Consider the following 15,210-nt stretch of genomic DNA (forward strand, 5'->3'; position numbering starts at 1 on the left):
GCCGCGCCCTGTGAGCCGGGTCGTCGTCGCGACGCGGCTGTTCGCCCCCGAGCCGGCAGCCGCGTCGTTCCGCCTCGCCGCGCTCGTCGACGCGCTCGTGGCGCAGGGCGACGACGTCACCGTGCTCACGACCCGGCCGCGGCCGGGCAGCGAGGCGGGGGCGGCGACGCCCGCGGATCCACCCGTGGCAGGCGGCGCGCGGGTCCGGCGCTGGCCCGTGCTGCGCGACGCGAGCGGGTACGTGCGCGGGTACCTGCCCTACCTCAGCTTCGACTTCCCGCTCGCGCTGCGGCTGCTGGTGACCCGCCGGCCGGACGTGGTCGTCGTCGAGCCGCCGCCTACCACGGGCATGGTCGTCCGCGCGGTGTGCGCGCTGCGCCGCGCGCCGTACGTCTACTACGCGGCCGACGTGTGGTCGGACGCGGTGGTCAGCGACGGCGGGTCGGCCCTCGTGCGCGGGGTGCTCGGGTGGCTCGAGTCGGGTGCGCTGCGCGGGGCCCGGGGCGTGCTGGCCGTGCTGCCGGCGGTCGCCGACCGCGTCCGCGCGCTCGCCGGACGGCCGGTCGACCTCGAGGTCGTGCCGCACGGGATCGACACGGCGGTGTTCACGCGCCAGCCGGTAGACACCGACACGGACGCTGACCGGCCCGACGAGGCGCCGCCCCGGTACCTCGTTTACACGGGCACGACGTCCTCCTGGCACGGCGCCGACGTGTTCGTCCGTGCCCTGGCCGCCGTGCGCGCGCACGTGGACGTCGACCTCGTGCTGCTCGGGCACGGCAGCCAGTGGGAGGAGATCGGCGCGCTCGCGGACGAGCTCGTACCCGGGCACGTGCACCGCCGGCCCATGGTCCCGCCCGCGGAGGCCGCGCGCTGGCTCCGGCACGCGGAGGCCGCCGTCGTGAGCCTGAAGCCGGGCCAGAACTACGACATGGCGTTCCCGACCAAGCTGCTCGCCGCCGTGGCGTGCGGCACGCCGGTGGTGTTCAGCGGCGTCGGGCCCGCACGCGACCTCATGGCCGCCCACGATCTCGGTCGCGCGGTCGCGTTCGACGCCGACGACGTCGCGGCGGCCCTGGTCGACCTGCTCGCCTCGGCGGAGGTCACCGATCCGACGACGCGCGCGACACGCCGCGACGCGCTCGCGGAGTGGGCGGCCGAGCACGTCTCGCTCCAGGGATCGGGAGCCCAGGCCGCACGCGCCGTGCGACGATGGGCGCTCCAGCGGCCCGGCGGGCCGACGGCCCAGGACAGCGAGGACCAGACCGCGTGAAGCTCATCTGGCGCACGATGGCGAACCTGCTCCCGCTGCTGCCGGGGCGGGCGCGGCGCTTCCTGAGCATCTACATGCTGGCGAGCTCGGCCCTCGCGCTGCTCGACATCGCCGCACTCGGCCTGCTCGCGCTCACCCTCGCGCCGATGGTCGCGGGCAACCCGGTCTCGCTCCCCGTGATCGGCCCGGTCGGGGAGGACTCCTACGTCTGGATCGTCGTCGCGGTCTCGACGCTGATCGTGGTCAAGGGGCTGCTCGCGGTGGCGCTGCACTGGGTGGTCACGCGGCGCTTCGCCGCGTACGAGCTCGAGATCGGCAACCGGCTGTTCGACGCCTACATCCGCGCGCCCTGGACGGACCGGCTCAGCCGGAACACGTCGCAGCTCGTGCGGCTCGCCGACGTCGGCATCGCGAACGCGACGGCAGGCTTCCTGCTTCCCGTCGCTGGCCTGCCCTCGCTGGGCGCCACGTTCCTCAGCGTGCTGGTGGTGCTCGTCATCGCCCAGCCGGTCACCGCCGCGCTCACGCTCGGGTACCTCGGTCTGATCGGCGCCCTGATGTACTTCTGGGTCTCGCGCAAGTCGATCGTCGCGGGCCGCGTGAACCGCGACTACTCCTTCAAGGTCGCGCGGCTCATGACGGAGATGGTCGGGGCGCTCAAGGAGATCACGCTGCGCGACAAGGCGGGCGAGGTCGCCGCCGTCGTGCAGGAGAACCGCCGCAGCACCACCCGGGCCCGGGCCAACCTGTCCTTCCTCGCGGCGGTCCCGCGGTACGTGATCGAGTCGGCGATCGTCGGGGGCTTCGTGCTCGTGGGCGGCGTCGCCTACGCCACCGGAGGGGCGGGGCCGGCGTTCAGCGCCGTCGCCCTGTTCGCCGTCGCGGGCTTCCGCATGGTCCCCGCGATCACGAGCTTCCAGTCGGTGATCGCCACGACGTCCGCCAACATCCCCAACGTCGAGGCCGTGATCACGGACATCCACGCGGCCGCGGGCTACCTCGCGCACGCCGAGACCGTGGGCCGCGAGCCGCTCGACGGCGAACCGCGCAACCTGACCCTGCGCGGCGTCGCGTTCACGTACCCGAGCGGCGGCGAGCCCGCCGTGCGGGACATCGACCTGGACCTGCCGTTCGGGACGACGCTCGCGCTGGTCGGGGTCTCGGGCGCGGGCAAGTCGACGCTCGTGGACATCCTGCTCGGCCTGCTCGTGCCCAGCGAGGGCACGATCGACATCGACGGCAAGCCGCTCGCCGACGTGCTCGCCGCCTGGCGTCGCCGGGTGGGCTACGTGCCGCAGGACGTCTCGCTGTTCGACGCGAGCGTCGCCCAGAACGTCGCCCTGACGTGGGGCGACGACATCGACCGGGACAAGGTCCGGGACTGCCTCGCCCGCGCCCAGCTGCTCGACGTCGTGGAGAACCGGGCCGGTGGGCTCGACGCCCGCATCGGCGACCGCGGCATGGCGCTGTCCGGCGGTCAGCGGCAGCGGCTCGGGATCGCTCGCGCGCTCTACTCGGACCCCCTCGTCCTCGTGCTCGACGAGGCGACCAGCGCGCTCGACACGCAGACGGAGGCCAGCGTCGCCGGGGCGATCGCGCAGCTGCGCGGCGAGGTCACGGTGATCTCGGTCGCGCACCGCCTGTCCACCATCCGCGCGAGCGACCAGGTGTGCTTCATGGCCGACGGGACGATCGCCGCTCGCGGGACGTTCGACGAGCTGGTCGCGGCCGTGCCGGACTTCGCGACGCAGGCCAGCCTGGCCGGCCTCGTCGCACGCGACACGGAGGAGGAACGATGACGGACAGCACGACGACGAGCGTGACGACCAGCGACCGCTCCCGCCGCGACGTGCTCCTCGACGTCGTGATCGCGGTGCACTCGCCCACGCGCCGGGTCGATCGCGCCGTCGCGTCGGTGCTCGCGTGCCCGCAAGCTCGTGCGATCGTCGTGTGCCACGGCGTCGGGATCGCGACCATCGCGGACCAGCTGCGGGCGGGCGACGTCGACCCGCACGACCCCCGCGTCCGCCTGCTCGGCTTCCAGGACGGCCAGCGCAGCCCGACCGGACCGTTCACCTACGGGCTCGAGGCCGCGACGTCGCGCTGGGTCGCGCTGCTGGGGTCGGACGACACCTTCGCCCGCCGCGCGCTCGACCGGATGCTCACGGTCGGGGAGACCCGGGGCAGCGACGCCGTCGTCGCCCCGCTGCGCCAGGGCGGGCGCCGGCTGAAGAACCCGCTCGTGCGACCCACGACCTCCTGGCGCACCCGCCCGCTCGACCCCGTCCGCGACCGGCTCGCCTCGCGGAGCGCGCCGCTCGGGATCCTGCGCCGGACGACCGTCGAGCGGCTCGGTCTGCGCCTGACCGAGGGCCTGCGCACGGGCGAGGACCTCGCGTTCAGCGCCCGACTGTGGTTCTCGGGCGCCCGGATCGACCACGTGCCGAGCGACCCGCCGTACGACATCGGCACGGACGCCCCCGACCGGGTGACGTCGGCCGAGCGCGCGCTTGCGGACGAGCTCGGCGGCGTCCGGGGGCTGGCTGCCCAGCCGTGGGTGGCCGACCTGCCCGCGCCCGCGCGCCGCGCGCTTGCCGTGACGATGCTGCGCGTGCACGTCCTCGGTGCGCTCGCCCGCCGCGTGGACGGCGCGCGCTGGGCCGATGACGAGCCCGCGCTGCTGGGGGACGTCGCGCGTGCGTGGGTCGCGCTCGCACCCGGTGCCCCCGCCCCGCTCTCCCGTGCCGATCGGGACGCGCTCGACGTCGTCCTCGCTGCGCCTGCGCCGACGGCTGCGGACCTGGTCGCGGCCGCCCGTCGGCGGGCCGCTGCCGGTCGGCTCGCGACGGTGCTGCCACGTTCGCTCGCGCGCGTGCTCGACCGCGAGGGCACGCTGCGGCGCTACGTCCGGTACCGACTGCCGTGAGCGGCGTCGTCGCCGGCCTGCGGCAGGGCTTGCTGCGGACGGTCGCCGGGGTCCGGCGGGCCGTGCCCGCACCCGTGAACCGCGCGCTCGACGCGCTCGTCCGTGCGCTGCCCGAGCCGCTCGTGCTCGCCCTGAACCCGGGCCAGCTTCGGTACTCCAGGGCAGACATCCCCGTGCCGCCGCCCGCGCCCTCCACGCCCATGCGGCTGTACGTCGCGCCTGCCAACTTTGCCGGGCAGGGGTTCCGGTGGGCGCGAGCCGCTGAGCGGCTGCCCGGCGTGGGCGCCGTGAGCATGGCGTTCCAGCGCCCCGAGGACTTCCGCTTCCCCGTGGACGACGCCGTCCCCGTCGCCGTGTACGCGACCTCGCCCTCCTGGCAGCGTCGGCAGCGGGCGTACGTCGATGGTTTCAGCCATGTGGTGATCGAGGCAGGGCGCCCGCTGTTCGGATCGCGCTCGGACGCCTTCGACGAGGCCCTCGCGCTGCGTGCGCGCGGGACTCGTGTCGCACTGCTCTTCCACGGGAGCGACATCCGGCTGCCGAGCCGGCACGTCGACGCGACGCCGTGGTCGCCGTTCGCGGACTGGGACCTCGCGCCGCGGCTCGAGGAAGGGGCGACCCGGAACGCGGCCGGCGTCGCCCGGGTACGGGCGCAGGCGCCGGAGGTCCCCGTCCTCGCCTCGACGCCCGACCTCCTGCTCGACGTGCCCGACGCGACCTGGCTGCCCGTCGTCGTCGTCCCTGAGGCGTGGCGGAGCGACGTGCCGCCGCTCGCGCGGGCTGTCCCCGTCGTCGTGCACGCGCCGAGCAACCCCGTGGTCAAGGGCTCGGACCTGATAGCCCCCGCGCTCGAGCGGCTGCACGCCGAGGGGGTGGTCGAGTACCGCCGGATCGCGGGCGTGCCGGCCGCCCAGATGCCCGCGCTCTACCGCGACGCGGACGTCGTCCTCGACCAGTTCCGGATCGGCAACTATGGCGTGGCTGCGTGCGAGGCCATGGCCGCGGGGCGGCTCGTCGTGTCGCACGTGACGGCGCAGGTGCGCGACCACGTCCGAGCTTCGAGCGGCAAGGACCTGCCCGTGGTGGAGGCGACGCCCGACACGATCGAGGCGGTGCTGCGCGACGTCGTGGCGCAGCGCGACCACTACGTGGGCGTCGCCCAGCAGGGCCCGGGATTCGTCGCGGACCTGCACGACGGCGCGACGTCCGCGCGCGTGCTCGCCCCGTTCCTCGGCGTCGAGCCGCACCTGGCAGGATGAACCCGTGGCTCCCCGACTGCTGATCCTGTCCTTCTCGTCGATCGCCGGCGACGCCCGCGTGCTCAAGCAGGTGCGCCTGTTCGCGGAGCGCTACGAGGTGACCACGTGCGGGTTCGGGCCCGCGCCCGAGGGCGTCGTCGAGCACCTCGAGCTTGCTCCGGAGAGTGCAGGCCTGATGCCCGACGGCCGCACCGTCACGCTGCGGCAGTACCGGCGGGCGTACGGATCGATCCCCGCGGTCGCCGCTGCGCGGGTCGCGCTGGCCGGGCGCCGCTTCGACGTCGTGCTGGCCAACGACGTCGAGGCCGTCGGTGTGGCCCTCGAGGTGGGCGCACCCGTGCACGCCGACCTGCACGAGTACTCCCCGCGCCTGCACGAGGAGAACCGCCTCTGGATGCTCCTGATCGCGCCGTTCTTCCGGTGGATGTGCCGGAAGCACGTGTCTCGTGCCGTGTCGGTGACGACGGTCGGGGAGGGGTTGGCGCGGGAGTACGCGCGCGAGTTCGGGTTCCAGGCCGGGGTCGTGACGAACGCGACGCCCTACGCCGACCTCGAGCCGGGCGATGTCGGGCGACCGCTGCGGCTCGTGCACTCGGGCGCGGGGCTGCGCAACCGTGACCTCATGCTCATGCTCGACGCGGTCGACCGGTGCGCGGCCGACGTCACCCTCGACCTGCTGATCACACCGAACCACCCGGCGTACATCGACGAGCTCCGCGAGCGTGCGGCGCAGATCCCCGGCGTGCGAGTCCTCGACCCCGTCCCGTACGCGGAGCTCATCGCGACGCTCAACGGCTACGACGTCGGCGTCTTCGTCCTGCCTCCGTCGACCTTCAGCTACGCGAACGCCCTGCCCAACAAGCTGTTCGACTACGTGCAGGCGCGGCTCGGGATCGTCGTCGGCCCGTCGTGGGAGACGGCCGGCTACGTCGAGCGCTACGGTCTCGGGCTCGTGACGCAGGACTTCACGTCCCAGGGGCTGGCGCGCACGCTCGACGAGCTCACGCCCGAGCGGGTCGCGCGGTGGAAGGCGGCGTCGCACGCGGCTGCTGAGGAGCTGTCCGCCGGTGAGCAGGTGCTCGGGTGGGCGCGGGCCGTGGACGCCCTGGTTGGCGGTTCCGCCCGCTAGGCGGGTCGGCGGGCTCCGCCCGCCAGGCGGGCCGCTGGACTGTGCCCGGTGTCCGATGCTCCCGGTGGTCCGGGCCTGCGCGAGCCGCGACTCCCAGGGTGCGGCGTGAGCGGGCCTACCCAGGGCCCGTGGACAGGTCCGGCCAGGCCGTTCGCCGCTCAAGCCGGGGGGAGGGCGTGCCGATGGCTCGGTGAGGGGACGGCCGTCGATCGCCGGACAGGAGCCGCCCCCGACGCCCTCCGCATGACGAGAGGAGTCCGACGATGAGCTTCATGGCGCTGCTGATGATCCTGCTCGCCTTCTTCGGCATCTCGCTCTGACGACGGGCTGAGCGGGCCTGCGCTGGTCTGGGTCGACCTGAGCCGACGTGAGCTCGGACGGGCGACTCGGTGTGTGGGGCTTGGGGCTTGGTGCTTCGTGCGGTAGTGCCTGATGCGTGGGGCTTTGTCCTGTGTGAGGACGGCTAGGCGTGTCAGGGGTCACGCCTAGCGTGAACTCATGGTCACGATCGGCGGTGAGAAGGCGCAGCGCGCAGTGCTCGTCCGGGCGCGCCTGTTGGCCGCCCGGGGCACGGGGAGCTGCACGGTCGTCGATCCGCCCTCACCGGAGGTGCTCGTAGCGCCGGACGCGCCCGACGTGCCGGAAGAGCCCTGGGACATGGACGGGACGTCGTGCTGGGAGCCCCCGGAGGAGTGGTTCGAGCAATCCTCCGCGCGGCTGCCAGACGCATCTGATCTGGCCGGGATGGATCGAGAGTTTGAGAAGTCCGGGTCGCCAGAGCTCCCTGGCGCGGCACGCCCGAGCGGTGTCCCGGAGCGTGCGTGGACGGGCGGCATGGACGGGCGTCCGGCAGCCGACCGCTCGTTTGACCTCGCCGCCGCCGAGCCCGGCGCCGCGCTGGTGTCCGCCCTGCTGGAAGCCGACCTCGACGGCCTCGACGACTATGACGTGGTCGAGGCGGTCGCGGCCTGGGACCGCGTCGTCTCCTGGGCGCAGGCGCAGCAACTGGAGGCCGTCGCGGTGCTCGCGGACCGAGAGTCCATGAACCCGCCGTGGCCGGCGACTGCGGGCCGTGTCGCGCGCCCGAACGTCACAGGCGAGGAGCTGGCCCTGCGGCTGGGCCGGACACGACGCGCGGCGAACGTCATGGTGGACATGGCCCGTGCGTTGGTCGGTCCGCTCGCGCCGACGGGCGAGCTCCTCGAGCGCGGCCGGCTCGACCTGGCACAGGTGCGCGCTATCCACGACGGTCTGGCCGGAGTTCCGGACGCCGGGTGCGCGGACGTCCAGGACCTCGTGCTGGATCGTGCGCCGGAGCGCTCGCCGGGGCAACTGGCCAAGGACGTCTCGCGTGCTTTGATCGCGCTGGACCCGGCGGGCGCGAGTGCGCGGGTGGAGCAGGCGTGCCGCGGCAGGCGCGTGGACCGGCCGCGGGCGCTCGCCCACGGCATGGCTGGCATGTGGGCCGTGCTCCCCGCGGACCGAGCGATCACGATCGACGCCGATCTTGACTCGCACGCGCGGGGCCTCCGTGCGGCGGGCGATGGGCGGACGTTGGACCAGCTGCGCGCGGACCTCTTCGTCGACGCGCTGACCGGTGCGGCGCACGGGGACACGCCCGCACCTGGTGGCACGGATATCGGCGCGCCGAGCGGCGGCGGGTCCCTCGTCAGCGGCCCCGTGAGAGGGCCTGCGGCCAGAGGCGCCAGCGGCGCGGCAGCGGCGCCCCCGCCGAGGAGTCCGCGACGACGGGACGGCTGGACCCCGCGCCGCGCCCAGGTGAACGTCACGGTGCCGTTGACGACTCTGCTCGGCCTCACCGAGGAGCCGGGGGAGCTCGCCGGGTACGGCCCGATCGACGCTGGCACGGCGCGACGACTGGCTGCAGACGGGACCTGGCGTCGGATCGTCACGGACCCGACGGCCGGCACGGTCCTCGACGTGGGCAGAACGACGTACCGGCCGCCCGCGGACCTCGACGCCCACGTGCGCCACCGCGACCAGTCGTGTGCGCGGCCGGGCTGTGGCGCCTCGGCGTTCGGCTGCGACCTCGACCACACGGTCGACTTTCACCGGGGCGGGGGTCGCGGCACGACCAGTCACGACAACCTCGGGCCGCTGTGTCCGCGCGACCACCAGATCAAGACGGACGGTGGCTTCTCTCTCGAGCAGCCGTCCGCCGGGACGTTCCGCTGGACGACGCCGACCGGCCACAGCTACGAGCACACGCCGGGGAGACCACCGCCGCTTCCTGCCCCGGAGGTGCGCCCGCGAGAGTCGGAGGCGGGAATGGGCGAGTCGGAGGTGCGCCCGCGAGAGTCGGAGGTGGGCCAGGGCGAGCCCCAAGCGGGTGAACCTCCCGATGGGTGAGGTATCGAAGCGCGCGCTGCGCGGCTTCGCGCATCGTGGCGACCTGCATCGTGGCGACCTGCGCGGACACGTCACGCCGCGAGGTGCGCTGGGACGTCACCCCTCGACGGAGTCCATGCCGGTGCGCCTGGCTGCCTTGCGCAGCACGTCGCCGAGCACGTCGAGTCCCAGGGTGAGGTCCTCCTCCGAGATCGTCAGCGGCGGGGCGAGCCGAATCGTGTCGCCGTGGGTGTCCTTCGCGAGGACCCCGCGCGCGGCCAGCTGCTCGCACAGGCCGCGCCCGCTGAGCCCGGGGACCGCGACGTCGAGGCCGGCCCACAGGCCCGTGGTGCGCACCGAGGACAGGAGACCCTCGGCGACGAGCGCGTCCAGGTGTGCCGTCATGACCACCCCGAGCGTCCGGGCCCGTTCCTGCAGCGTCCCAGGCTCGAGCAGGTCGACCACGGCGAGCCCGACGGCGCACGCGAGCGGGTTCCCGCCGAACGTCGAGCCGTGCGTCCCAGGGGTGAACACCCCGAGCACGTCGCGTCGGCCGACGACGGCCGAGACCGGGAGGATTCCGCCGCCGAGCGCCTTGCCGAGGGTCGTGAGGTCGCCCTGGACCCCGGAGAGCTCCTGGGCGAGAGTCGTGCCCGTGCGCCCGAGCCCGGACTGCACCTCGTCGAGGACGAGCAGCACGTCGGCATCGGTGCAGAGCGCGCGGAGCCGCGTCAGGTAGTCGGCGGGCGGGATGAGCACCCCGGATTCGCCCTGCACCGGCTCGACGAGCATAGCGACGGTCGTCGCGTCGATGGCGGCGGCGACGGCGTCGGCGTCCCCGTAGGGCACGATGCGGAACCCCGGTGTGAAGGGACCGAACCCGTCGCGCGCCTCCGGGTCGGTGCTCATGGAGACGATCGTCGTCGTGCGCCCGTGGAACGCGCCCTCGGCGACGATGATCGTCGCCTGCTCGGCGGGCACGCCCTTGACCTCGTAGCCCCACTTGCGCGCGGCCTTGATCGCGGTCTCGACGGCCTCGGCGCCGGTGTTCATCGGCAGCAGCATGTCGGTGCCCGTGAGACGGGTGACGCCGAGGGCGAAGGGGGCGAGCTGGTCGTGGTCGAACGCCCGCGACGTCAGCGTGATCCGCCCGAGCTGTCGCGTGGCCGCCTCGACGAGGGCCGGGTGGCGGTGCCCGAAGTTCAGCGCCGAGTAGCCAGCGAGGAAGTCCAGGTAGCGCCGGCCCTGGACGTCGGTCACCCAGCTGCCCTCGCCCTCGACCAGCACGACGTCCAGCGGGTGGTAGTTCTGCGCGAGCACCGCGCGCGTGTCTCGGTCGACGGTCATGGGAGCCTCCTTGCGGCGACACTACGTGGCGTGGAGGCTCCCGCGACAGGGGGCGCGGACAGCGAGTCTGGTGGCGAGCGCGGCCGCTGCGGGCTGCGGCGCGGACGCCGCCACGCCCGAGCAGGTCGACGGATGCCCAGCCACGTGCTGCGCGAGGCATGATGCGAGCGGGAACGAGCGAGAGGGAGTCGAGCCATGGCAGTCGTCGACGACGGCATCTACGTGGACGGGGTGCGTGCGCCGGGAAGGTCGGCGCTGGGCGTCGCGGAGCCCGACGCCGGTGCACCGGGCGTGGAGGATCTGGCGTGGATCGGCCTGCTCAGGCCGACGCACGGCGAGCTGGCCGCGGTGGCCCAGCGGTTCGACCTGCACCCCCTGGCGGTCGAGGACGCGCACAAGGGGCACCAGCGGGCCAAGCTCGAGCGGTACGGGCACACGCTGTTCGTGGTCCTGCGACCCGCCTGGTACCACGACGCCGAGGAGAGCGTGGAGTTCGGCGAGGTGCACCTGTTCGTCGGCCCCTCGTTCGTGGTGACCGTGCGTCACGCGGAGCTGCCCGACCTCACGGGTGTCCGCCGCCGGCTGGAAGCTCGCCCCGACCTCCTGGCGCGAGGGTCCGAGGCCGTGCTGGCGGCGGTGACGGACGAGATCGTCGACGCGTACGCCCCGGTCGTGACCGGGCTCCAGGGAGACATCGACGAGATCGAGGACGACCTGTTCGACGGGGTCGTCAACCCGGGTTCGTCCAAGCGGATCTACCAGCTGCTCGGCGAGGTGATCGCTTTCCAGCGCGCCATCGGGCCGCTCCCCGACATGCTCGACGCCCTCCTGCGCGGCGCGGCGAAGTACGGCACGGAGGACGAGGTCCAGCACGAGCTGCGCAACGTGCTCGACCACGCGATCCGTATCACCGAACGGGCGCACACCTTTCGCACGCTGCTGGAGAACGCCCTGACCCTGCACTCGACGCTCGTCACGCAGGAGCAGAACGACGCCATGCGCCGACTCGCGGCCGCCAGCCTCGCGCAAGGTGAGGAGAGCCGGCGACTCACGCAGGCCTCGATCGACCAGGCCGAGCAGATGAAGAAGATCTCCTCGTGGGCCGCGATCCTGTTCGCCCCGACGCTCGTGGCCTCGGTGTACGGCATGAACTTCGACCACATGCCGGAGCTGGCGTGGGCCTGGGGGTACCCGTTCTCGCTCGCCCTGATGGTGGCTCTGGGCGTGACGCTGTGGACGGTGTTCAAGCGCAAGCGCTGGTTGTGACCGGACCGGGCGCCGGTGCGGCTGGCGTCGGTGCGGCTGGCGACCGGTGCCGCCAGCCGCACGCGTGCGTACAGCCGCGTGAAGCCTCAGTCCTTCGCGGTGTGCTCACCGATCAGCCCGGCGTACCAGTGCGCGCTGGCCTTGGGCGTGCGCTCCTGGGTCTCGTAGTTGACGCGGACGATGCCGAAGCGCTTGGTGTAGCCGCGCGCCCACTCGAAGTTGTCGAGGAACGACCACACGTAGTAGCCGCGCACCGGCGCGCCTTCCCGCACGGCGTGGGCCACGGCCTCGATGTGGTCGCGCAGGTAGGAGATGCGGTCGTCGTCCTGCACCGAGCCGTCCGGCTGGACGTGGTCGGGGAACGCCGAGCCGTTCTCGGTGACGTAGAGGTCGAGCCCAGGGTGCTCGCGGTGCATGCGCAGCAGCAGCTCGGACATGCCGCGGGCGTCGATCGACCAGCCCATGTCCGTGTACGGACCGGGCTGGGCGGGGAACTCGATGTCCTCGCACGCCGGCCACGCGCTGACGGCCCCGTCACCGTGCCCGTCGGCTTCCTCGCGGAGACCCACACCGTCGTAGGCGCGCACGACGGTCGGGCTGTAGTAGTTCACCCCGACGAAGTCGAGCGGCTGGTGGATGGCCGCGAGGTCGCCGTCGTGCACGAACGACCAGTCGGTGACCGACGACGTCGCGTCGAGGATGTCCTGCGGGTACGTCCCGTCGAGCATCGGGTCGAGGAAGACGCGGTTCTGCAGCCCGTCGATGCGGTGCGCGGCAGCCACGTCGGCCGGGGAGTCGGCGTCGGCCGGGCGCACCCAGGCGAGGTTGAGCGTCACGCCGACCTGGGCGTCGGGCCGCTCGGCACGGATCGCCGTGGTGGCGAGGCCGTGCGCGAGGTTGAGGTGGTGCACGGCGGCGAGGGCGTCCGCGTGGTCCGTGCGCCCTGGGGCGTGCACACCGCTGCCGTACCCGAGGTAGGCGGAGCACCACGGCTCGTTGAGCGTGATGAAGCTGTCGATGCGGTCGCCGAGCCGCGCGGCGACCAGCCCGGCGTACTCGGCGAACCGCTCCGCGGTCGCGCGGGCGGGCCAGCCGCCCGCGTCCTCGAGCGCCTGGGGCAGGTCCCAGTGGTAGAGGGTCGCCGCCGGAGTGATGCCGGCGGCCAGGAGCTCGTCGAGGAGCCGGGAGTAGAAGTCGAGCCCTTCTTCGCTGACCGGGCCGAGGGAGTCGGCCGTGACGTGCGGGGTGATGCGCGGCCACGCGATCGAGAACCGGTAGGCCTGCAGCCCGAGGTCCTTCATCAGCGCGACGTCCTCGCGGTAGCGCAGGAAGTGGTCGTCGGCGACGTCGCCGTGGTCGCCGTCGTGCACCCGTCCGGGCGTGTGGCTGTAGGTGTCCCAGATCGACGGGGTTCGGCCACCCGCGGTCACCGACCCCTCGATCTGGTACGACGCCGTGGCCGTGCCCCAGACGAAGTCCGGCGGGAGCGAGCTGAGGGAGGCTGGCAGCGCATCGGGAGCGAGGCCGGGGGAAACGGCGTCGGGGGCGAGGGTCGCGGCGGGCTGGTCGAGGAAGGTGCTCATGGTGGTGGGGCGCGAGGCCCGGCTCCGTCTCTGGTCGAGGATGGGGGTCGAATGTGGTGCGGGGAATGAGGGGAAGGTGCGGCGGGACGCCGGGGAGGGGCAGCGCGAGTCGCTCAGCCCTTGACCGCCCCGGCGATGATCCCACCGACGATCTGCCGGCCGAAGAGCAGGAACACGATGATCACCGGCACGGTGCCCACGAGGGTGCCCGCCATGATGATCGCGGTGTCCGGGACGTAGCCGCTGCCGAGGTTGTTCAGCGCGACCTGCACGGTCGGGTTGGACGAGTTCAGCGTGATGACCGGCCAGAAGAAGTCGTTCCACGCCGTCATGAACGTCAGCATGCCGAGCACGGCCATCCCGGGCCGGGCGATCGGCAGGACGATCGACCAGAACGTGCGCAGGGACGTCGCGCCGTCGACGCGGGCGGCCTCGATGAGCTCGTCGGGCAGCGACTGGATGAGGTACTGCCGCATGAAGAACACGCCGAACGCCGTGACGAGCGTCGGCAGGATGACCGACAGCAGGTTGCCGGTCAGGTTGAACTCCGCCATCACCATGTACAGCGGGACGACGCCGAGCGTGGTCGGGATCATCATCGTGCCGAGTGTCAGCGTGAACAGGAACTTCTTGCCCTTGAACCGCAGCTTCGCGAACGCGAACCCCGCCAGCGTGCACAGCAGCAGCGTCGCGACGGTGACGACGCCGGAGACGAGGAACGAGTTCGCGATCGCCTTGGCGATGTTCTGCTGCTCGAGCGCCGTGGTGATGTTGTCCCACAGGTAGGGGCCCGGGGTCAGCGGCGGAGGTGACTGGACCATCTCGGACATCGGCCGGCTGGCCGCGACGATCATGTAGTAGAACGGCGCGATGAACAGCGCGGCGGTGACGAGGAGCATCACGTACGTGCCCCAGCCGGCGTCGTGGTTGCCGCGGCCGCGACGGCGGCGCCGGGCGGGCGCGGGGTAGAGGGCGCCGCGCGAGGCGGCGCTGCGGGCAGCCGCGTCGGGGACGACGACGCCGGTGGCGGCGACGGTGCTCATTCGGATCCTCCGTCGGACAGGCGCTCGCGGGTGCGCAGGCGCATGATCAGGGCGTTGATCAGGACGAGGACCACGATCAGCAGGAACGTCACCCATGCGACGGCCGCCGCACGGCCGAGCGACCCGAACTCCCAGCCCTGCTGGTACATGAACAGACCGAGCGTCTGGTACTGGTTCACGGCGCCGCCGTTGGGCGTACCGCCGCCGAACAGCAGCGGCTCGCCGAACAGCTGCGTGGCGCCGATGGTCGAGACGACGATCGTGAACAGGATCGTGGGGCGCAGGCCGGGCAGGGTGATGTGCACGAACTGCTGCCAGCGGTTGGCGCCGTCGATCTGCGCGGCCTCGTAGCGGTCCTGGGGGATCGACTGCATCCCCGCCAGGTAGATCAGGGCGTTGTAGCCGGTCCAGCGCCAGGTCACGATCACGGCGATCGCGATCTGTGCGCTGATGTCGCCGTTGCGCCAGTCGATCGCGTCGAGCCCGACGAGCGAGAGGGTCCAGTTGGCGAAGCCACCGTCACGGCCGAACAGCTGCGCGAACACGAGGGTGGAGGCGGCGACCGACGTCGCGTACGGCATGATCATCGACACCCGGAACAGGGTGCGTCCGCGCATGTTGTAGTTCAGCAGGTGCGCCAGCCCGAGGGCCAGCATGAGCTGGGGGACGGTCGAGAGGATGCCGATCGTGATCGTCTTGAACAGGGCGTTGTAGAACGCCTCGTTGGTGAAGAGCCAGACGAAGTTGTCGAGCCCGACCCATGTCATCTCCGAGTTGAGCCGGAACTCGAACAGGCTCACCCAGGCGGTGTACAGCAGGGGGAAGAGGCCGAAGGCCGCGAAGACGAGGAAGAACGGCGCGATGTAGACGTAGGGCGCCGACTTCGCCTCCCAGCGGAAGAGCAGGCCGCGCAGCCCGCGGTGGCGCGGCGGGGGAGCCGGCCGGCCGGGATCGGCTGAGGCGGCCGGCGGGTTGGGCGCCGAGACGGTGGCGGTCATGACGGGCCTCTCGATGAGGGGGTGGGCGGGGAGACGG

Annotated in this window: 11 protein-coding genes; 7 read left to right on the forward strand and 4 right to left on the reverse strand. The window is 72.9% G+C overall.

Annotated elements, in window-relative coordinates:
• Positions 1–10 precede the first annotated feature (10 nt).
• From BMZ30_RS11385 to BMZ30_RS11410, 6 genes are all read left to right on the forward strand, one after another.
• Positions 11–1,273: a glycosyltransferase gene (locus tag BMZ30_RS11385; protein ID WP_177191360.1), complete on the forward strand. Its 1,263-nt coding sequence runs from the start codon at positions 11–13 to the stop codon at positions 1,271–1,273.
• A complete protein-coding gene (locus BMZ30_RS11390) occupies positions 1,270–3,072 on the forward strand; it encodes an ABC transporter ATP-binding protein (RefSeq protein WP_093378844.1) in 1,803 nt (600 codons plus the stop codon). The genes BMZ30_RS11385 and BMZ30_RS11390 overlap by 4 nt, the downstream gene beginning before the upstream one ends.
• Positions 3,069–4,199: a glycosyltransferase family protein gene (locus tag BMZ30_RS11395; RefSeq protein ID WP_093378847.1), complete on the forward strand. Its 1,131-nt coding sequence runs from the start codon at positions 3,069–3,071 to the stop codon at positions 4,197–4,199. Before BMZ30_RS11390 ends, BMZ30_RS11395 begins: the two co-directional genes overlap by 4 nt.
• Positions 4,196–5,458, forward strand: a complete 1,263-nt coding sequence (locus BMZ30_RS11400) for a glycosyltransferase family protein (RefSeq protein ID WP_093378850.1) — start codon at positions 4,196–4,198, stop codon at positions 5,456–5,458. Before BMZ30_RS11395 ends, BMZ30_RS11400 begins: the two co-directional genes overlap by 4 nt.
• A gap of 4 nt (positions 5,459–5,462) precedes the next feature.
• A complete protein-coding gene (locus BMZ30_RS11405) occupies positions 5,463–6,587 on the forward strand; it encodes a glycosyltransferase family protein (protein WP_093378852.1) in 1,125 nt (374 codons plus the stop codon).
• 498 nt (positions 6,588–7,085) lie between these two features.
• Positions 7,086–8,957 carry an HNH endonuclease signature motif containing protein gene (locus BMZ30_RS11410; protein WP_093378855.1) on the forward strand — a complete coding sequence of 624 codons (1,872 nt, stop codon included), beginning with the start codon at positions 7,086–7,088 and terminating at the stop codon, positions 8,955–8,957.
• Between the two features lie 96 nt (positions 8,958–9,053).
• Here BMZ30_RS11410 and rocD read toward each other — a convergent pair whose 3' ends face one another.
• A complete protein-coding gene (rocD, locus tag BMZ30_RS11415; protein WP_093378857.1) occupies positions 9,054–10,283 on the reverse strand; it encodes an ornithine--oxo-acid transaminase in 1,230 nt (409 codons plus the stop codon).
• 195 nt (positions 10,284–10,478) lie between these two features.
• On the opposite strand from rocD, the gene BMZ30_RS11420 reads away from it, so the two are divergent.
• A complete protein-coding gene (locus BMZ30_RS11420) occupies positions 10,479–11,549 on the forward strand; it encodes a magnesium and cobalt transport protein CorA (RefSeq protein WP_093378860.1) in 1,071 nt (356 codons plus the stop codon).
• Between the two features lie 86 nt (positions 11,550–11,635).
• Here BMZ30_RS11420 and BMZ30_RS11425 read toward each other — a convergent pair whose 3' ends face one another.
• The 3 genes from BMZ30_RS11425 to BMZ30_RS11435 all read right to left on the reverse strand — a co-directional run bounded on the left by BMZ30_RS11425 (position 11,636) and on the right by BMZ30_RS11435 (position 15,173).
• Positions 11,636–13,132, reverse strand: coding sequence for a GH1 family beta-glucosidase (locus BMZ30_RS11425; RefSeq protein WP_093378863.1), 1,497 nt, complete (start codon positions 13,130–13,132; stop codon positions 11,636–11,638).
• A gap of 113 nt (positions 13,133–13,245) precedes the next feature.
• Positions 13,246–14,175, reverse strand: a complete 930-nt coding sequence (locus BMZ30_RS11430) for a carbohydrate ABC transporter permease (protein ID WP_093378865.1) — start codon at positions 14,173–14,175, stop codon at positions 13,246–13,248.
• On the reverse strand, positions 14,172–15,173 hold the full coding sequence (locus BMZ30_RS11435; protein ID WP_093378867.1) for a carbohydrate ABC transporter permease: 1,002 nt from the start codon (positions 15,171–15,173) through the stop codon (positions 14,172–14,174). The genes BMZ30_RS11430 and BMZ30_RS11435 overlap by 4 nt, the downstream gene beginning before the upstream one ends.
• Between the last annotated feature and the right edge of the window lie 37 nt (positions 15,174–15,210).

This window comes from Flavimobilis marinus, assembly GCF_900113055.1.
Classification (GTDB): domain Bacteria; phylum Actinomycetota; class Actinomycetes; order Actinomycetales; family Cellulomonadaceae; genus Flavimobilis; species Flavimobilis marinus.